Source organism: Henriciella mobilis (genome assembly GCF_003576315.1).
Classification (GTDB): domain Bacteria; phylum Pseudomonadota; class Alphaproteobacteria; order Caulobacterales; family Hyphomonadaceae; genus Henriciella; species Henriciella mobilis.
The window spans coordinates 84,435-102,685 of sequence record NZ_QWFZ01000017.1; the positions used below are offsets into that span (position 1 = coordinate 84,435).

Here is an 18,251-nt window from a genome sequence, read left to right on the forward strand (position 1 = left end):
GATACGGTGAGCCAGGCAGACGGAAACCAGCCCGCTCCGGGCACTGATGCGATGCACCTGAAGCGTCTGGACAGCGCCATCGCCCGGCTTGCGAATGCAAGCGACTTGCTGAAAGCGACCTACCAGCCGGGCGCGATCGACCAGGCCGGCAAGGTGCTGCGCTCGGCGGGCGGGCTTGGCGATTGCCTGGACCGTATCCAGGCGCTCGATCAAGCCGGTATCTTCGCGGGCACGGACTGGAATGATCCGGCCCACCTCAAGCCGGTCCTGGTGCGTCACACCTTCGAGGCAGGCGCGCCCGATGCTCTCACCCTTGAGACGCTGAGCGAGCTTCGTTTCCTTGCGGTCGCGCGTGGCGACTATGCGCTGGAAACGCTTTCGGCCGAGGAGGCGCACCATTTCCTGGCCCAGGTTCTCGGCCTCAATCTCGAGCGGCTGTTTGGCGGTGGCACGGAAGTCTCGCGGCAGATCGGGGATGACTGGGCGCAGGCGATCAACGGCCTGTTCAAGCTGATCGCGGAAGAGATCGGCTACAGCCGGATTTTCGATGCCGTCATCACCGAGATCTGGCGCATCCTCGCGCAGCGTCCGATCCAGACAGACCGGATCAAGGCCATGATCGCCCAGCTTGCGACCTGGTCCGGCGAGGCGTCCAGCGAACAGCCGCCTTCGGGCTGGGGCGCTGACCGGCTCGTCAGTGCGCTGTTCGGCCCGACCAATGAGTGCCGAGAGGATCCGGGCATCGAGCGCTATGCCGAGCGCCTTGCTGCCATCGATGACAAAGCGCTGTCGCAGGAAGCCACGGCGATGGCGCGGGCGATGCACGATACGGGGCTGGTATCGGCCTATCACGCCGTCTTGCTGCGCCACCTGCTCCAGCATCGCCGGGAGCTGATCCCCGACTGTCTCGGCCTGTCGGCAACGGGGCGTGAGAATTACGGCTCCTTTGCCCCGCTCATTCAGGCGCTGGCCGAGAAAGCCATCCATGTCGAGACCGCGCAGGCTATCTATGGCCTCTCGCTCATGCTTGAGCGCGGTATCCTGCACCTGCCGCCCACGGCCCCGGCCCTGTGGCGCCAGCTGAAGCTCAACCTTTCACCGGAGACGCGCCAGCGCATAGCCGCGAGTTTCGGACCGGCCCCGGATGCAGAGGCATGGCTACTCGCGGGCGTGATCAGCGTCCTCGGCCAGCCGCTTGGTGTGGGGCAGGGCAACAATCCGACCTGCCAGGCCGCGCGCGCGATTGCGATGTGGTCCTATGTCGATCCCGACTACCTGCTGCAGCTGGTCACCTGGGCGGCGCGCGACAATGAAATCCGCATGCCCTTCGAGGGCCAGCCGGTCTCCTCGCGCGACCTGACAACGGCCCTGGCGAAAGGACCGCTTGTGGAGGTTGATCCGGTCTCGGCCATCCTCGTGCCCCACCTTGACCGCATCTACATGGAGATGGGCCGGCTGTGTGCGGGCCGTGAAGGCGACCCGCATCGCTGGATCAATCCGGAGATGCACGGCTGGTGGGTGGCGCGCGATTTCGACATCGTCGTGGATGTGCCGACCGGCAAGCTCGTCGATGTGGATGGCTTTGTTCGCCGTTTCTACACCGCCTTCCATCCCCACTATAATGGCAATCAGCCCGTCATCCATCCAAGCCCGGCCGGTATTGCCGTGACGGACAGCGCCGCGCGTTTTGTTGGCTGGCATGCCATTGCGATTATCCGTGTGGCGCGCGATCCGTCCGGCGAGGTGCGTGTCTACTTCTTCAACCCCAATAATGACAGCGGTCAGGACTGGGGCGATGGCATTGTCGTCTCGACGGCCGGCAATGGTGAGAATTACGGGGAATCCTCGGTGTCGATCGCGGACTTCGCCTCGCGGCTCTACATCTTCCATTTCGATGCGCTGGAGCAGGCCGCCACCGCCGCCGTCCCGCAAGGCGAAATCGACGATATCCGGGCGAAGATACTGTCCAGCTGGGGCCGCGACAGGGTTTAAAGCCGTTCGCCTGCCCGCCTTGCGGGTTTCCCGGACAGGTGTGCGTGGCCGCTCACGGGGGCAATGGCTCCGATTGATCCTTCGGCGATAGTCTTTAAATCCCCGGCAAACGGATGATTGCCCATGTCATTGCTCAAGCCTGCGAAAAAGCCGCGTGCGCCCAAAGGGGTTCGCGCGAAATTCTACCGCGTGCACAAGTCCGTCGACCTGCATGACATGATCGCGGTGGTAAGCTTTCACGGCAAGATGCCTGACGGATCGAAAGGCAAGGATCACGGCCGGTACATCGCCGCGCAGACGGTTTACTGGATGACCTGTATCGATGCCCTGTGCGTCGTGATGGATTTCCGGGACCTGGAATACCGATGGGGCGACAGCATACTCGGGGCGCTTCAGACGATTGATATGCGCTGTCGGGACCAGTGGAGCGACCTCGGCATGTCTGTCCCGGTCAAGCTGCTGAGCTCGCAGAAATCGAGCGGCCTTCTTTCGCTTGTGACCGATCCGAGCTTTTTCTTTTCCGAAATGGACGATGCCATCCTGGCCTGCAGCCGGGATGTCCGCTTCTGGATGGACAATTGACGGGCGGGACGCAGACACGCCCTGCATTTCGGGGGAAGCCACTTAACGTGTCCCCCGAAACCCGCTACACGCCGCTTCCATGAACGACGAGACCAAGACCCCAGCCCATTATGCCGCCTCGACCCTGTCGGAGGCGCTGCCTTTCATCCAGCGCTATGACCGCCAGACCGTGGTCATCAAATATGGCGGGCATGCCATGGTGGACGAGGCGCTGTCGGAGGCGTTCGCACGCGATGTGGTGCTGCTGAAGCATCTCGGCGTGAACCCGGTCATCGTGCATGGCGGCGGCCCGCAGATCGCCAGCTTGCTGGAGCGCCTCGGCATCAAGTCGGAATTCCGCGACGGCCTGCGCGTCACCGATGATGCGACCATGGAAGTGGTCGAGATGGTCCTCTCCGGCCCGATCAACAAATCCATCGTGCGGGCGATCAACAAGGCGGGCGGCAAGGCGGTCGGCCTGTCGGGCTCGGACGCCGACCTGATGAAGGTCAGGCGCGCCTCGCGCACCAAGAAGGACCCGGACAGCCAGGTCGAGCAGCTGATCGATCTCGGCTTTGTCGGTGAGCCGGAACGGGTCGATGTCTCGGTGCTGAAGCTGCTCACCGACTATGATTACGACTTCATCCCCGTCATCGCGCCGGTCGGCTTCGATGGCGAGGGCAAGCGCTACAATGTCAATGCCGACACGGCTGCCGGGGCGATTGCCAGCGCGCTGGGCGCCTCGCGCCTGCTGCTGCTGACCGATGTCGCCGGCGTGCTCGACAAGGACAAGCAGCTGATCCGCGAAATCCGCGCCGATGACCTTGATGGGCTGATCGCGGACGGGACTGTTTCAGGTGGGATGATTCCCAAACTTGAAACCGCCACAAACGCCGTCAAGAATGGTGTCGGAGGCGCAGTCATACTCGATGGCCGCGCGAAACACGCCCTGCTCATGGAGCTGTTTACCGAACATGGTGCCGGCACGATTGTTCTCTAAGGTTTGCGCTGCTGCTGCGGCGCTGGGTGCGCTGTGGCTGACCGGCCTTGGCGCTGGCGCGGCGGATGCGCAGGCAGCCAAGGGCTGGCAGCTCTGCAACAAGACAAGCTATGTGATCGAGGCATCCGTCGGGCGCTATGAAGGCCAGGGTGTCGTCGTCGAGGGCTGGCGCCGGTTACGGCCGGGCTCCTGCGAGACGGCGCTGGAAGGCCCGCTGCGGCCCGGCATCCACTATCTCTTCGCGCGCTCGTCCAATGCCCATCGCGGCGGGCGGCGTATCTGGGGCGGAGACTTCCCGCTCTGCATCGATACGACAGGCAGCTTCTCGGTCGAAAGCCCGAAGGAATGCACCACGATGGGGCTTGAAAGCCGCGACTTCCGCCCGGTGCTGATCGAGAACCGCAATGGCTGGAAAACCTCGCTGACCGAGACCGAGGAATTCGACATGGAGAAGGCCGGCGCGGCCGGCGTACAGCGCCTGTTGGCCGATGCCGGCATCTACAATGGCAATATCGACGGCTATATCGGCCGCAAGACACGCGCGGCGATCGGCGAGTTCCTTAGCCAGAACAGCCTCGACGCCGACACTTCCGACGCGGACCTGATCGACGTGCTCGAGCAGATCGCGCAGGAGCGTGGGCGCAATATCGGCCTGACGCTCTGCAACCGCACGCGCAACCGCATCTGGTCGGCGATTGCCCGTCGCAAGGGCGAGGGCTGGGAGAGCCGCGGGTGGTGGCTGCTGGAAAGCGGCGGCTGTGCCCGCGTGATCGATGAGCCGCTGCTGACAGCGGAACATTTCGTCTTCGCCGAGATGGAGACCGAGAACGGCACGCGCACGCTGAAAAACGCGACTGACCCGTTCTGTGTCTCGCGCACCCAGTTTGCCATAATGGGGCGCAAGGACTGCACCGCGGCCGCCTATCGCGAGGCGCTGTTCGAGGCGACCCCGCCAGCCGAGAACCGCCGCCTGCTGTTCGAATTCTTCGACCGCGATTTCAAAGAGCCGGAGTCGTGAGCGCCAACGGAGCTGACCTCTCGCCACTGACAAGCCGTGATGTCTGGGTCTTCGATCTCGACAACACGCTTTACCCGGCCGAGTGCGACCTCTTCGCCCAGATCGACCAGCGCATGACCGATTTCGTCGCGCGTTTCCTGAGGCTGGAGCGGGCAGAGGCGCGGGCGCTGCAGAAGAAGTATTATGCCGAGCATGGCACGACGCTGAAGGGCCTGATGACGATGCACGGCATGTCGCCGGACGAGTTCCTCGCGCATGTCCACGAGATCGACCTCTCGCCGCTGCCCATCAAGCCGGACCTCTGCACCGCCATCGCCGCGCTGCCGGGCCGCAAGCTGGTCTACACAAATGGCTCGCGCCGCCATGCCGAGCGGGTGACCAAATACATGCAGGTCCACACCGCCTTTGACGGGATGTTCGGGATCGAGGATGCAGGCTTTCATCCGAAGCCCTCGCAGGATGCCTATGACGCCTTCTGCGCGGCCCATGATGTCGACCCGGCGCGCGCCATCCTGTTCGAGGACCTGGAGCGCAACCTCGCCCCGGCGCATGCGATGGGCTTTGCCACCGTGCTGGTCCATTCGAGCAAGGACTGGAGCCATGAGCCGGTCGAGGCCCGCCCCGCCGGCCCGGAAGACGCCGACCACCCGCATGTCGACTACCTCACCGCCGACCTGACAGGCTTCCTGCAGGACGTGCTGCAGGTGGTGACACCGGCGGCTGATGCGTCCGCCGGACCATGAATTGACCCAAATCAAGGCAGGCGAACGAGCGGTGCCTATCGGATCATCCAGTGACACGTCTGCTGGAGGAATGAGACATGAAGCGAGGTCGCTTGAGCCTTCTGGTCGCGGGCGCTTGCCTGGTTGTGCTGGGGGGCTGTGCCTGGGGGCATCATGGCTATGGCCCACCGGGGCCGGGGCCCGGGACGCATGTCGTCTACATCCAGAAAGCGCCGCCGCCGTCGCGCCGAGTCACCATTCCGCCGCGCCCGGTGAGCGGGGCGATCTGGATCAGCGGCTACTGGGAATGGAGCGGGGTCGAGTTCCGCTGGGTCGATGGCTACTGGGAACGTAACCCGCCGCGCGGAAAGCGCTGGACGGCCGGCCACTGGGTCGAGACCCGCAATGGCTGGTACTGGAGCCCAGGCCGCTGGCACTAGCTGTAAACACCACGTCCTTGCACCGGAGGCGGTCCCTCATCCATAAGGAGAGTGACGGTGTCCCGCTTCCGCGGGCGCGCGAAAAAGGACCGCACATCATGAAGCAGTTTCCGAAAATGCGCTCAGCCGGTCAGGGGCTGGTTTTGCTGGCCGGGCTGACACTGCTAGGCCTTGCCGCCTGCAGCCCGCCGCCTGAAACCGCGCCGGAAGAATCGGCGGAAAGCGCGCCTGTGGATGCTGTCTATGACGATCCCGCGATGATCGAGAACGGCCGCGAGATCGCGGAGATGCAATGCGCGTTCTGCCATGCCATTGGCGCCGAAGGCGAAAGCCCGCGCACCGATGCCCCGCCGCTGAGATCGGTGCTTGCCGATTATGATCCCGACGCCCTCGCCGACGATTTCCGTGAAGGGATCCATGTCGGCCACAAGGACATGCCGGACTTCGATTTCGGCCCGATCGGCACCGATTCCGTGCTCGCCTATCTCATCTCGATCCAGGACGAACCAGCGGGCGGCTAGTCCTCTCGCTTGATCAGGCATTGCAGGCGGCCGCCGCTCAGCCAGTGCCGCAGGGGAAAAGTGCGTGTGCTTGAATATACCCCTAGGGGGTATTATGTCTGCTGCTTGCGAACACCGGACATCCGGTCAGGAGGCCTATGCCATGGCGCAAGAGCACACACACCACCAACATGATCACGGCCATAGCTGCCACCATCATGCGCACGCCGCGCCGGACAAGCCGGATGATGCCTATGACAATATCCCAGAGGACTATTCCGGCACGGTCTGGACCTGTCCGATGCACCCGCAGGTGCGCGAGACGTCGAATACGGGCTGCCCGATCTGCGGCATGGCGCTGGAGCCGGAAACGGTCACCGCCGAGCAGGATACGAGCGAACTCGATGACATGACGCGCCGCTTCTGGGTGGGGCTGGCGCTGTCGGCACCGCTCCTCATCCTGACCATGGGCGAGATGATCCCCGGCAGCCCGCTGAAGGACTGGGTGGATCCGAGCTGGGGCGCGTGGCTGCAATTCGCGCTCGCAACGCCGGTCGTGCTCTGGGCAGGGCTGCCTTTCTTCCAGCGCGGCTGGCAATCGGTAAAACGGGGTAGCCTCAACATGTTCACGCTGATCGCGATGGGCGTGGGCGTGGCCTACATCTATTCGCTGGTGGCCACCGTTGCGCCCGGCATCTTCCCGGGGTCGTTCCGGGGGCATGGTGGCAGTGTGGCTGTCTATTACGAGGCTGCGGCCGTTATCGTGACGCTTGTCCTGCTCGGCCAGGTGCTTGAGCTGCGCGCCCGCAACGCGACCTCCGGAGCCATCCGCGCCTTGCTCGAACTCGCGCCGCCAATGGCGCGGCGGATTGCCGAAGATGGCAGCGAGGAAGAGGTCGACCTGGCCCATGTCCAGGCCGGCGACCGGCTGCGCGTGCGCCCGGGCGAGAAGGTCCCCGTCGACGGCGAGGTTCTTGAAGGCCATGGCAGCGTGGATGAATCCATGGTGACGGGCGAGCCCGTTCCAGTCGAGAAATCGGCCGGCGACCGGGTAACCGGCGGCACGGTGAACGGCACCGGATCTCTGGTGATGACGGCGACGCATGTCGGTGAGGACACGTTGCTCTCGCAGATCGTTCAGATGGTCGCCGCCGCCCAGCGCTCGCGTGCGCCGATCCAGCGGCTCGCCGATGTCGTCTCCTCGATCTTCGTGCCGACAGTGATCGGTGTGGCCATCCTCACCTTCATTCTCTGGGCTGCCTTCGGACCGGACCCGGCCATGGCCTTTGCTATCGTCAATGCGGTCGCGGTTCTGATCATCGCCTGTCCCTGTGCGCTCGGCCTTGCCACGCCGATGTCGATCATGGTGGGCACCGGCAAGGGCGCCTCGAACGGTATCCTGATCAAGAATGCCGAAGCGCTCGAAACCTTCGAGAAGGTGGACACGGTGGTGGTCGACAAGACCGGGACGCTGACGCTCGGCCGCCCGGAGCTAATCCATGTCGAACCCGCTGAAGGCTTTGACGAGGCTGGGCTGCTCAGTCTCGTTGCCGCCGTCGAACGCTCGAGCGAGCACCCGCTGGCCGAAGCCATTGTCCGCGGCGCAGACGCCAAAGGCGCGCCCCGCAAGGACGCAAGCGGCTTTGAATCGGTTACCGGCGAAGGCGCACAGGCCAGCGTCGACGGACAGACCGTCGCCATCGGCAATCGTAAAATGATGGAGCGCATCGGCGGCTGGTCGGACGCGCTTGGCTCCAGCGCTGACCAGTACCGCGCCGAAGGCCAGACCGTGATGTTCGTCGCTGTCGACGCAAAGCCCGCCGGCCTCGTCTCCGTGGCTGACCCGATCAAGGAGAAGACGCCGGAAGCCATCAAGCGGCTTCACGCCGAGGGGCTGAAGATCGTCATGCTGACCGGCGACAATGAGAAGACGGCCCGCGCTGTCGCAGACAAGGTCGGCATCGACGAGGTCCACGCCGATGTGTCGCCCGAAGACAAGCACCGCATCGTGTCGGAGTTGCAGACGGGCGGCGCGCGCGTCGCGATGTGCGGCGACGGGATCAATGATGCGCCAGCGCTCGCCCAGGCCGATGTCGGCATTGCCATGGGCACCGGCACCGACGTCGCCATGGAAAGTGCGGGCGTGACGCTGGTCAAGGGCGATCTGATCGGCGTTGCCAAGGCGCGCGAGCTCAGCCACGCGACCATGCGTAATATCCGCCAGAACCTGTTCTTCGCCTTCGTCTACAACGCACTTGGCGTTCCCATCGCGGCGGGTATTCTCTATCCGTTTTTCGGCCTGCTGCTCAGCCCGATGATTGCGGCCGGCGCGATGAGCCTCAGCTCGGTCTCCGTGATCGGCAATGCGCTGCGGCTGAGAACCCTGAAGCTTTGACCCTCGCGAGGATGCAAGATGAAACCTGATACCCAGCAATCGGCCGTCCGGCGCCTCGCCCGGATTGAGGGCCAGGTGCGCGGCATTTCGAAAATGGTGCAGGAGGACAAGTACTGCATCGACATTGTCCGCCAGGTGCAGGCCGTGAAGGCGGCCCTGTCCGGCCTCGAACAGGTCATCCTCGCCGACCATATCGACACCTGCGTCGATCATGCGCTGAGCGCCAGCGATCTCGAAGACCGCCAGGCCAAGGTCGACGAACTCGTCGCCGTGCTCGGCGGCCGGAAGAAATAGGGCAGCGCGCCTCAGGCCTTTGCGGGAGCCTCCTTTTTCTGCGTCGGTGTGAGCAGGTTGAGCGGGTAAAAGGCTTCCTCCGCCCAGTGGGGCTGTTCGCCGGGCACGCCGTAGCGCGAGGGCTTGCCATCCGGAACGAAAAGCGTGCCGAACATCCAGTCGAATACGGACAGGCAGAGGCCGTAATTGCGGTACATCTTGCCGTTCTTGCCAAAGCCGTGATGGGCGTGATGCATGCTCGGCGTGATGACAATGTGCATGATGGCGCGGAAGGCAGGATACTTCAAAAGGGCCTGATCAAAGCGCCAGTGGGTGTGGGTCAGCAGATTCCAGACATAGAGAACAACCATTGAGATCGCCACGCCTGAGACCATGCCAAAATAGGTGAAAAGCGCGACCATCCAGATATGCGGGCTGAACAGGGCCCAGAAGATGTTCTGGCGCTGGACAACGGTGACATTGATCTCTGTCGCCGAATGATGGGTGCGATGAATCTTCCATAGCCACTCCAGCCAGTGGCCCTTTTTCTGGCCTTCATGCGACCAGCGGTGAACCCAGTAGAAGACAAATTCCAGCGATACGAAGCTGATCAGAACGGCCTGCCAGAGCGGTACGGTGGCGCCTGCGCCTGCAAAGGCCGGGACGAGCCAGGCGGCCAAGACGCCCATGCCTAGCCCGACAAGGGGGCGGGTCACCACCGAATTGACCACGAAACACAACGCCGTCAGCCCAAAGTCGCGCCGGGTGCAGCCCTTCAGCTGCCCCGTGACCGCCTCGAGGACGAGGATGACCAGCGTGGCGATATAGATCCACCCCGCATCAGCAAGCGTGAACGTGTCTTCGGGCATGGCCGTGTCTCCCTTCTTTCGGCAATCCAACACAACCAAATTAATTCACCCGCATTAATTTGGCAAATGAAAAGAAACAATATAGGGTAAATTCATGACTTGATCGTCATCATTTAAGGTGATCGCGTTAATGCCGAATACAAAGACAGAACAGCGGGATAGCCGTCACACAATCCTCGTGGCGGCGGAAAAGATGTTTGCGGACTATGGCCTCCATGGTGCGTCGCTGCGCCAGATCAGCGAGGCGGCCGGCCAGAAGAATACCTCCGCCATTCAATATCATTTCGGCTCGCGCGACCGCCTGGTCGAGGCGGTGTTTGCGCTGCGCATGGCTGTCATCAATCCCCGCCGGCAGGCAGCGCTGGACGAGGTCCGCAAGGCAGGCCGAATCCATGATGTCCGTGCCCTGGTGGAGGTGATGGTCTGGCCAATGGCCGAGGAGCTGCGCCCGCGCCCGGAAGGTAATCATTATCTCCAGTTCCTGACTCGGGCAGCCCGCGAGCGTCTGCTGGCGATTGAGCTTGCGCCGCCAGACCTGATGACAGCCTGGATGGAAACGATCACCCACCTGTCGGAGACCATGCGTTATTTTCCTGAAGCGATTGCAGAGGCCCGCCTATTGCTGGCCAGCGAGCAGTGCGTCTCCGCGCTGGCCTCTTTCGAGGCACGCGATATTGGCGCGTCGGCGGATTTCGAATTCGAGGTCGAGACGCTGATCGACATGATTGCCGCCGGGATATCGGCACCTGTTTCGCCGCGGGCGCTGGCGGCGCTGGAACGAGACTAGCTCATACGGACCCTTCCTGATTGGCGTTTGTGGAATCGCCCGCTAACCTTCTCAAAAAGCAAGGGAGGGGGCATGTCTGAACCGTTTCAGCTGCCGGGGATCAACCGTGTCCCGATGAACGCGCCGATGACCTGGCTGGCGCGCGGATGGCAGGATTTGTGGCGCGCGCCGGGCGTGTGCCTCGCTTATGGCGTGGGGCTCGCCCTCATCAGCTTTGCCGTGACGGCGACGCTGTATCTCACGGGCCAGTTCACATGGTTCCTTGTCATGGCGGGCGGCTTTCTGATTGTGGCGCCGCTGCTCGGCATGGGCCTTTACAGGGCGGCGGCCATGCTGGGGGAGGGTGAGGCGCCAGGGCTGGGTGACATGGTTTTTCCGAAGGGCGTGCTGCGGGCCGACACGGTCCTGCTGGGTGTCGCGCTGTTCGTGCTGTTCGGGATCTGGGCGGAGGCGGCCTACATCATCTACGGGCTGTCGACCTATTCGGTGCACACATCCGTAGCCGACTTCCTGGCCTTCCTGCTGACCACGCCCGAAGGACTTCGCATGGGCCTGATCGGCAGCGCGGTGGGCGGGGTGATCGCCTTCTTCGCCTTTACGCTGGTCGTCGTCTCCGCGCCGATGCTGCTCGCGCGCGACAGCGACGTCTTCATTTCGGTGATCACCAGCGCGCGCAGCGTCCTTGCCAACCTGCCGGTGATGCTGTTCTGGGCGTTCCTCATTGCAGCGCTGACGGCGCTCGGCATGGCGCTGGCGCTGGTCGGCCTCGTCATCGTGTTTCCATGGATCGGCTTGGCCAGCTGGCATGCCTATCGCGATCTGGTCCAGCACCGCGAGGCGCGCGCGGGTTAGGCGGGTTCCGTGTTCAAGCCGGTTGCAGCAGGTCTTCCAGGAAGAAGGCCGAGAGTTGGCTTCGCCCGGTGAGGCCTGATTTGCGGTACAGGCTGCGGGCCTGTTCGCGCACGGTTCGTTCGCTCGTGCCCCGGACCTGCGCAATCTCCTGATGGCTCAGCCCCTTGAGCAGCAGGAAGCCGATCTCGGCTTCCGCTTCTGTCAGCTGCCAGGCTTCGAACTGGCGTGTGATCGCGGCGGCCAGTCCCTGCAGGATGGCCTGATGTTCCGCACGCCAGCGCTCGGCATCGATCCGGGCCGTGTCGAGATCCACACTCACCCGACCGAAACGGTGCAGCATGGCCAGCATGCCGATGAGCGCGGCAACCAGCACGCTGCCTTCGAGGATCACGTGCAGCCAGCCAACGCCGTCGCGGCTGTCCAGCAGCAGGTCCAACGCGATCAGGACGGCGATCACGCCAAACACGGTTGCCGAGATCAGACGGATGAAATGGCTGCCCCTGTCATCTGACATGGCTGTCCCTCCAATGCACCAGGGCCGGATGGCCTGTCGAATGACGTATGGCGCAACACGGCTGGCGGTCCCATCAGAGAATTCACCTAATGAGGAAAGGTGAATGCCATGGCAGCGACATCAGCAACCGGCACCGAGCCGGAAAGAAAAACCATCAGGGTCTGGGACCCCATCGTCCGGCTTGTCCACTGGGGCGTCGTGATCGCGTTTTTTACCGCCTATTTGACGGGTGACGAACTGCCGGGCCTTCACACCTGGGCGGGGTATACGGTCGCTGTGCTGGTGGTGGTCCGCCTTGCCTGGGGTGTTGTCGGGACAAGGCATGCCCGGTTCGCCTCTTTCGTGCGTGGGCCCGCGGCTGTCCTTGGCTATCTGCGCGGGCTTCTGTCGGGAAAGGCCGAGCGGCATCTCGGCCACAACCCGGCCGGCGCTGCGATGATTGTCGCTCTCCTGATTTCACTGGCCGGCACAGCCGGCACCGGCATGGCGCTGCTGGCCGTGGAAAAGGGGGAAGGTCCGCTCGCCGGCATCATCGCGGTCGATGCGCCCGGTGCTGCTACGGATTCTGAGGCAGGTCGAAGCGTGTATGAGGACGATGATCATGACGAACATGAAGAGCACGGCGAATATGGCGAGAGTGAAGCGGGCGAAGTGATCGAGGGCCTGCACTCCACCTTTGTCTATCTGACACTCGTCCTTGTTGGCCTGCATGTGATTGGTGTGATCGCCTCAAGCCTCGCGCATGGCGAGAACCTGGTGCGGGCCATGATTACCGGCCGGAAGTCGTCCTAAAAGCAGGAACGCCCCGGCGCTTGAGGCCGGGGCGTCCTGTCGTTTCCTCAGTCTAGAGGCCGCCGAAGCGGTAGCGGGCCCCGATGGAGAGGATGTGCTGGGTGTTCTCGATTTCGAGACTGCCCGGGAAGAGCTGGTTCTGCAGCTCGATATCCTCGGTCGCCCGGTAGGCATATTCGGCATAGACGCCCCAGTCGGGGTTGATCGCATAGGTTGCGCCGGCCTTGGCCTGGTAGGCGAACTTGCTTTCGCTGCCATTGATGACGCCGATGCCCGACGGGTTGTAGGTCACTTCGACGTCGGCATAGCCGAGACCGGCACCGAGATAGGGCTCGAACGCATTGCCGCGATTGAAGTCATAATAGACGTTCACGAAGAGGCCGGTATTGGTGATGTCGCCCCGGCCATCGGCTACGACATCGGCGATGCTGACACCCAGCGGTGTCGGCGAGCCGGCGATTGCGGCGGCGTCCAGCGTGCCGATCGGTGAGCCGCCCAGGGCGACATTCTTGTGGGTGTCCACATCGGCGTCGGTGCGGGTGATCTCGATGCCCGAGCGCCAGCCTGTATCATAGCGCAGCCCCGCTTCCAGCGAATAGGCCATGCCGCTGTCGAACTCCGTCGTCCAGCCATAGGATGTGCCGGAGGCGACATCGAGGGTCGTCCCGTCGCCGAGATTGCCCGTGGTGAAGGCGCCTGTGGAGCCTGAATTGTCGGAATCGGACTGATTGTTCAGGCCGATGGAGCCGCCAATATACCAGCCATCGGCATGGGCGGTTCCGGCAAGCATGAAGGCGGCAGATGCGAAAAGAAGGCTTCTTCCAAAGGTCATCGGTTTCTCCTGTTAACCGTTGTTTTGCTCTCCCTCGATCCAGCGAACTAGATTTCGCATCGCGGCGATCAAGCCGATCGCGGCGCCTTGTCATTACGGTTTCGTTAGAAGAGGGAAGGCGGTCTCGCCGAATGGGCCATTCGCGAGAGAAGGGGATGACGCCCCCGGCCAGATGGACTATGTCACCGGCGACCTTGTGGCATGGCCTCAATCGCGATTGAACACGCCAGCACCTGAAAAGACCAAGACGGAGAGCGCGCCATGACCGCGAAGCTTGAAAGCATTATCGAAAAAGCCTGGGACGAGCGGGCCAATGTCTCTACCGACACCAAAGGCGAGGTGCGCGACAGCGTCGAGGAAGCGCTGGCGATGCTGGATTCCGGCAAGGCGCGTGTGGCCGAGAAGGGCGCTGATGGCGACTGGGTTGTGAACCAGTGGCTCAAGAAGGCTGTGCTCCTCTCCTTCCGCCTCAACGCCAATGGCCCGATCAAGGGCGGGCCGGACGGTTCGACCTGGTGGGACAAGGTGCCGAGCAAGTTCGACGGCTGGAGCGCGGATGACTTCGCAGCCTCCGGCCTGCGCGCCGTGCCGAGCGCCGTTGCGCGCCGCGGCTCCTACATTGCCTCCGGCGTCGTGCTGATGCCGAGCTTCGTGAACATTGGCGCCTATGTCGATGAGGGCACCATGGTCGATACCTGGGCGACGGTCGGCTCGTGCGCGCAGATCGGCAAGGGCGTGCACCTGTCGGGCGGCGCGGGCATTGGCGGCGTGCTGGAGCCGCTGCAGGCCAATCCAACGATCATCGAGGACAATTGCTTCATCGGCGCGCGTGCCGAGGTCGCCGAGGGCGTCATCGTGCGTGAGGGCTCGGTGCTGGCGATGGGGACGTTCCTGTCGCAATCGACCAAGATCGTGCACCGCCAGACCGGTGAGGTTTTCATGGGCGAGGTTCCGCCTTATTCGGTGATCGTGCCGGGCACCATGCCGTCCGGCGACAATAAGGGCCCGAGCCTTTATTGCGCGGTGATCATCAAGACCGTGGATGAGCGCACGCGCAGCAAGACCGGCATCAACGAACTCCTTCGGCCTTGACGTTGTTCTGGCGTCTTGACGGGCAGATCGAAGCAGGAGACAAGAGGTTTGTTACAAGTGTAGCGAATCAGCGAGAGTGTCCATCCTGATCACGATTTTCGGATTTGTCCGTCGGGCCGCCGTGGCGCTGTCATTCGTAGCAGCAGGCGTTCAGGGGCAAGTCGTTGCGCAAACCAGAGAGAACCTTCTCGCGCCTTATCTGGTCGCACCGGGCGACGACTTCCTGATCAATGGCGTGATGATCCCCGGTTTTGAGGACGATACTGGCCGCGTCCCCCGGGACATTCTGTTCCTGAACGGTCGGATAGCCGGACTGGGCGCTGCCGGAACGCTCGCGGCACCCGACCACGTCTTGCGCATAGACGGGCGCGGCAAGTCGCTGCTGCCCGGCCTTGTCGGCATGCATAATCATCTGCATATGCCCGGCGCGCCATCCATGGGCGATGTTGCGGCCCGCCTCTACCTTGCCTCGGGCGTGACGACGATCCAGACGGCCGGCAGCGCTGATCCGATTGGGGAGTTGAGGCTTGCCCGGGAGATTGAGCGGGGAACTGTCCCCGGCCCCCGAATCCTGGCCTCAGCGCCGTACATCACCGGGCCAGGCGGCAATGCGCCGATGGACAAGCCCGCCGATGCGGAGGCCGCGCGCCGCTTCGTGGACGAATGGGCTGATCGCGGGGTCAGCACAATCAAGCTCTACCGGCATACCGACTCCGACATCGCAGCCATCATCATCGACCAGGCGCACAAGCGCGGTCTGCGTGTGACGGGCCATCTCTGTTCGATCACCTATGCAGAGGCTGCCGAAATGGGCATCGATGGCCTGGAGCACGGCTTGCACCCGGCGAGCGACATGGTGCCGGACAAACCCCGTGGCGTCTGTGTGCCCAGTCTCGACGCAAAGGCAGCGATGGACATTGACGATCCGCAGATCCGCTCCCTGATCGAGACGCTGGTCAGCAAGGGTGTCGAATTGACGTCGACACTGGCCATCCTGGAGTCGCGTTTTCCGCATCGTCCGCAGGCAGATGAGCGCGCACTAAAGCTGCTTGCGCCACAACTGGCCGACGCCGCCCGCGCGCGGACGAAGGCGATGAATGAGAGCGCAGCAACGCCATCGACTGACCCGGCCTATTGGAGCCTCCTGACGGCGTTCGAGCGCCGCTTTGTGGAGGCGGGCGGGCGGCTGCTGGCGGGGCCGGATACCGGGCGCCACGTCTTGCCGGGCCTTGGCGATCAGCGAAACTTCGAGCTCCTGCGGGAAGCAGGATTCTCGACCTCGCAGACGATTGCCATCATGTCGCTCAATGGTGCGCGGGCGCTGGGCCTCGATGATGAGATCGGGCGGATCGAGCCGGGCTATCGGGCTGACCTGGTCCTGGTCGTTGGAGACATTGAGGCGGACCCGGCGGCCATTCGCAACATCGAAATCGTGTTCAAGGCCGGACGCGCATACGATCCGAAGCGGCTGACAGACGGGCTCGAGGGCCGGGTCGGCCTGCCATAGGTCGCAGGAATGAACCGGGGCTGGAGCTCGGTGAGCGATCTGCCTATGGATGTCCTATGGCAGGCAACCCTGACACCCTCACCCGGCCATCGGCACTCGCCATGATCGGTGATCCTGCGCCGGAAGAGGCCGGTCGGTGGGAGGTGCACCTGGCATACCGGCTGGTCTCGTCGAACTCCGTCGTCGACCTCCGGGCCATCGCGGATTTCGTCCAGATCGACAGTGCTTTCAGCGGACAGACCACCGTGGATTTCCAGATCGGGGATGTCACAAAATACAGCGTCGAGGCCGATGTCGAGGGTGAGCTGACCGGCAATCTCGTCCTGCTCGACCTGCATATGCATGAGGGCACGCTCAGCGTTTCCCCCTTTTTCTGTACCGGCGAAGCGAAGACCGAGGGCGAGCGCTATGAGGGCAAATGGCATATGCCCTGCCTCAAGCCGGATACGTGCGGCTGTGAGGGTGACGACGGCTACTTCTCGCTGACCCGCGTCGGATAGCGCCCTTGCCCGCCTGCTGATTAGCGTGTGAATGGAGCCATCCGAATTTGAGTTGAGGGGATCGATCATGCGCAGATTTCTGGTGGCCTGCCTGGTGGCGACGTCGGCGGCGGGTCTTGCCTGGGCCGATGAGGCTGGAGCAGACAAGGCCGAAGCGGCGGCAGAGCCCATCCCCGAACCGGTGATGTTCGAGACGGCCCATCGCGGCACGTTCAACGGCACGCGGGTCAACTACACGGTCGAGGCCGGCGAAACCTATATCGACAATGAAGATGGCGAGCCGGCCGCAAGCCTCTTCACCATCTCCTATGTGAAAGAGGGTGCGGGCCCGCAGCGGCCTGTGGCCTTCGTGTTCAATGGCGGGCCGGGCTCGGCCTCGGTCTTGCTGCATCTTGGACTGCTCGGGCCAAAGCGCGCCGTCGTTGCGAGCAATGCCGACGCCGATGATGGCGCAGCGCCCTATCGCATGGTCGACAATCCAGAAAGCCTGCTCGATGTCTCCGACCTTGTCTTCATCGACCCGGTCGGCACCGGCTTCAGCCGGGCCATCGGTGAGGGTGAAGGCAAGGATTACTGGAACGAGGATGGCGACAAGGGCTCGATTGCCGAGTTCATCCGCCTCTGGCTGAACAAGCACAAGCGCTGGAATGCGCCGAAATACATCATTGGGGAAAGCTTCGGCACGACGCGCGCGGCCTATCTGGCCGAAGAATTGTCGACCGGGGATGTCGATATCGCCCTCAATGGCCTGCTGCTGATCTCGCAGGCGCTGGACTATCAGGGCTCGACCTCGGTCCACGACAATGTCTATTCCTACATCACCTACCTGCCGAGCATGGCGGCGGCCGCGCAGTATCACGGCAAGGCCGGGCAGGGCGTGCCTCAGGACCAGTTCCTGGCCGAAGCCCGCACGTTCGCGCGTGACGACTATGGCCCGGCCCTGCTGAAAGGTGCGCGGCTGACGGAGACCGAGCATGCGCGCATCCGCGACCGGCTTGCCTACTTCACCGGCCTTGATCCGGCCTATATCGAGACCTCCGACCTGCGCATCCTGATGCCGCGCTTCCAGAAAGAGCTGCTGCGCGATGAGGGCCTCGCCATCGGGCGCCTCGACGGTCGCTATGCAGGCGATGAAGCCGATGACGCCGCCGAAACCCCGTCCGGCGACGCGGCGAGCTATTTCGTGTCCTCGGCCTATTCGGCGCTGATGAACCAGTACCTTCTCGGTGATCTCAAGGTTGAGATGGACCGGCCCTATATCGCCTCCAGCGGTGAGGTCGGCAGCGGCTGGAAATACGGCCCGGAGGATGGCGCCTGGGAACCGCACTATGTGAATTCCGCCCGGCAGCTGACCACGGCCATGCGCCGTAACACGGCGATGCAGGTCTGGGTGGCGAATGGCTATTACGACATGATCACGCCCTTCTTCGATGCCGAGATGACCTTTGCGCGCTATGGTATTCCGCAGGACCGGGTGACGATGAGCTACTATCCGGCCGGCCACATGATGTACCTGCACGAGCCGTCTCTCGAAGCGATCAGCGAAGACATGCGCGCCTTCCTGCGCGGCGAGCTGGAGGATGCACGCCCCTGACAGGGGGCGCT

Annotated in this window: 19 protein-coding genes; 16 read left to right on the plus strand and 3 right to left on the minus strand. The window is 63.4% G+C overall.

Going from position 1 to position 18,251, the window contains the following annotated elements:
* Positions 1-6: 6 nt before the first annotated feature.
* The 9 genes from D1227_RS09520 to D1227_RS09560 all read left to right on the plus strand — a co-directional run bounded on the left by D1227_RS09520 (position 7) and on the right by D1227_RS09560 (position 8,922).
* The gene (locus tag D1227_RS09520) at positions 7-1,992 is read left to right on the plus strand and encodes a hypothetical protein (RefSeq protein WP_119377629.1); all 1,986 of its coding nucleotides are present in this window, start codon (positions 7-9) and stop codon (positions 1,990-1,992) included.
* A gap of 123 nt (positions 1,993-2,115) precedes the next feature.
* Positions 2,116-2,574 carry a hypothetical protein gene (locus D1227_RS09525; protein ID WP_119377628.1) on the plus strand — a complete coding sequence of 153 codons (459 nt, stop codon included), beginning with the start codon at positions 2,116-2,118 and terminating at the stop codon, positions 2,572-2,574.
* Positions 2,575-2,653: 79 nt separating this feature from the next.
* Positions 2,654-3,553, plus strand: a complete 900-nt coding sequence (gene argB / locus D1227_RS09530; protein ID WP_119377627.1) for an acetylglutamate kinase — start codon at positions 2,654-2,656, stop codon at positions 3,551-3,553.
* Positions 3,543-4,571, plus strand: a complete 1,029-nt coding sequence (locus tag D1227_RS09535) for a DUF1036 domain-containing protein (RefSeq protein ID WP_233350013.1) — start codon at positions 3,543-3,545, stop codon at positions 4,569-4,571. The genes argB and D1227_RS09535 overlap by 11 nt, the downstream gene beginning before the upstream one ends.
* Positions 4,568-5,314 (plus strand): pyrimidine 5'-nucleotidase, encoded by a 747-nt coding sequence (locus tag D1227_RS09540; RefSeq protein WP_119377625.1) that lies wholly within the window; start codon positions 4,568-4,570, stop codon positions 5,312-5,314. Before D1227_RS09535 ends, D1227_RS09540 begins: the two co-directional genes overlap by 4 nt.
* A gap of 77 nt (positions 5,315-5,391) precedes the next feature.
* Positions 5,392-5,733 carry a YXWGXW repeat-containing protein gene (locus D1227_RS09545; RefSeq protein ID WP_119377876.1) on the plus strand — a complete coding sequence of 114 codons (342 nt, stop codon included), beginning with the start codon at positions 5,392-5,394 and terminating at the stop codon, positions 5,731-5,733.
* A gap of 98 nt (positions 5,734-5,831) precedes the next feature.
* The gene (locus tag D1227_RS09550) at positions 5,832-6,254 is read left to right on the plus strand and encodes a c-type cytochrome (protein WP_119377624.1); all 423 of its coding nucleotides are present in this window, start codon (positions 5,832-5,834) and stop codon (positions 6,252-6,254) included.
* Positions 6,255-6,396: 142 nt separating this feature from the next.
* A complete protein-coding gene (locus D1227_RS09555) occupies positions 6,397-8,628 on the plus strand; it encodes a copper-transporting P-type ATPase (RefSeq protein WP_119377875.1) in 2,232 nt (743 codons plus the stop codon).
* Positions 8,629-8,646: 18 nt separating this feature from the next.
* Entirely contained in the window at positions 8,647-8,922 is a 276-nt protein-coding gene (locus D1227_RS09560) for a metal-sensitive transcriptional regulator (protein WP_119377623.1), read from the plus strand.
* An 11-nt stretch (positions 8,923-8,933) separates the two neighbouring features.
* Here D1227_RS09560 and D1227_RS09565 read toward each other — a convergent pair whose 3' ends face one another.
* The gene (locus tag D1227_RS09565; RefSeq protein WP_119377622.1) at positions 8,934-9,770 is read right to left on the minus strand and encodes a sterol desaturase family protein; all 837 of its coding nucleotides are present in this window, start codon (positions 9,768-9,770) and stop codon (positions 8,934-8,936) included.
* A 130-nt stretch (positions 9,771-9,900) separates the two neighbouring features.
* On the opposite strand from D1227_RS09565, the gene D1227_RS09570 reads away from it, so the two are divergent.
* Positions 9,901-10,557 (plus strand): TetR/AcrR family transcriptional regulator, encoded by a 657-nt coding sequence (locus tag D1227_RS09570; RefSeq protein ID WP_119377621.1) that lies wholly within the window; start codon positions 9,901-9,903, stop codon positions 10,555-10,557.
* A gap of 72 nt (positions 10,558-10,629) precedes the next feature.
* Positions 10,630-11,409, plus strand: a complete 780-nt coding sequence (locus D1227_RS09575) for a DUF2189 domain-containing protein (RefSeq protein ID WP_119377620.1) — start codon at positions 10,630-10,632, stop codon at positions 11,407-11,409.
* A 13-nt stretch (positions 11,410-11,422) separates the two neighbouring features.
* On the opposite strand, the gene D1227_RS09580 is transcribed toward D1227_RS09575, so the two are convergent.
* Positions 11,423-11,923, minus strand: coding sequence for a helix-turn-helix transcriptional regulator (locus tag D1227_RS09580; RefSeq protein WP_119377619.1), 501 nt, complete (start codon positions 11,921-11,923; stop codon positions 11,423-11,425).
* A gap of 108 nt (positions 11,924-12,031) precedes the next feature.
* Between D1227_RS09580 and D1227_RS09585 the strand changes: the two genes are divergently transcribed.
* Positions 12,032-12,715: a cytochrome b/b6 domain-containing protein gene (locus D1227_RS09585; protein ID WP_119377618.1), complete on the plus strand. Its 684-nt coding sequence runs from the start codon at positions 12,032-12,034 to the stop codon at positions 12,713-12,715.
* 52 nt (positions 12,716-12,767) lie between these two features.
* Here the strand turns inward: D1227_RS09585 and D1227_RS09590 are convergent, their stop codons facing one another.
* Positions 12,768-13,547: an outer membrane protein gene (locus D1227_RS09590; RefSeq protein ID WP_119377617.1), complete on the minus strand. Its 780-nt coding sequence runs from the start codon at positions 13,545-13,547 to the stop codon at positions 12,768-12,770.
* 261 nt (positions 13,548-13,808) lie between these two features.
* On the opposite strand from D1227_RS09590, the gene dapD reads away from it, so the two are divergent.
* The 4 genes from dapD to D1227_RS09610 all read left to right on the plus strand — a co-directional run bounded on the left by dapD (position 13,809) and on the right by D1227_RS09610 (position 18,240).
* Entirely contained in the window at positions 13,809-14,639 is an 831-nt protein-coding gene (gene dapD / locus D1227_RS09595) for a 2,3,4,5-tetrahydropyridine-2,6-dicarboxylate N-succinyltransferase (RefSeq protein WP_119377616.1), read from the plus strand.
* 76 nt (positions 14,640-14,715) lie between these two features.
* Positions 14,716-16,146 carry an amidohydrolase family protein gene (locus D1227_RS09600; RefSeq protein ID WP_119377615.1) on the plus strand — a complete coding sequence of 477 codons (1,431 nt, stop codon included), beginning with the start codon at positions 14,716-14,718 and terminating at the stop codon, positions 16,144-16,146.
* Between the two features lie 56 nt (positions 16,147-16,202).
* A complete protein-coding gene (locus tag D1227_RS09605) occupies positions 16,203-16,646 on the plus strand; it encodes a hypothetical protein (RefSeq protein ID WP_119377614.1) in 444 nt (147 codons plus the stop codon).
* 67 nt (positions 16,647-16,713) lie between these two features.
* Positions 16,714-18,240, plus strand: a complete 1,527-nt coding sequence (locus tag D1227_RS09610; RefSeq protein WP_119377613.1) for a S10 family peptidase — start codon at positions 16,714-16,716, stop codon at positions 18,238-18,240.
* The last annotated feature ends 11 nt before the right edge of the window (positions 18,241-18,251 follow it).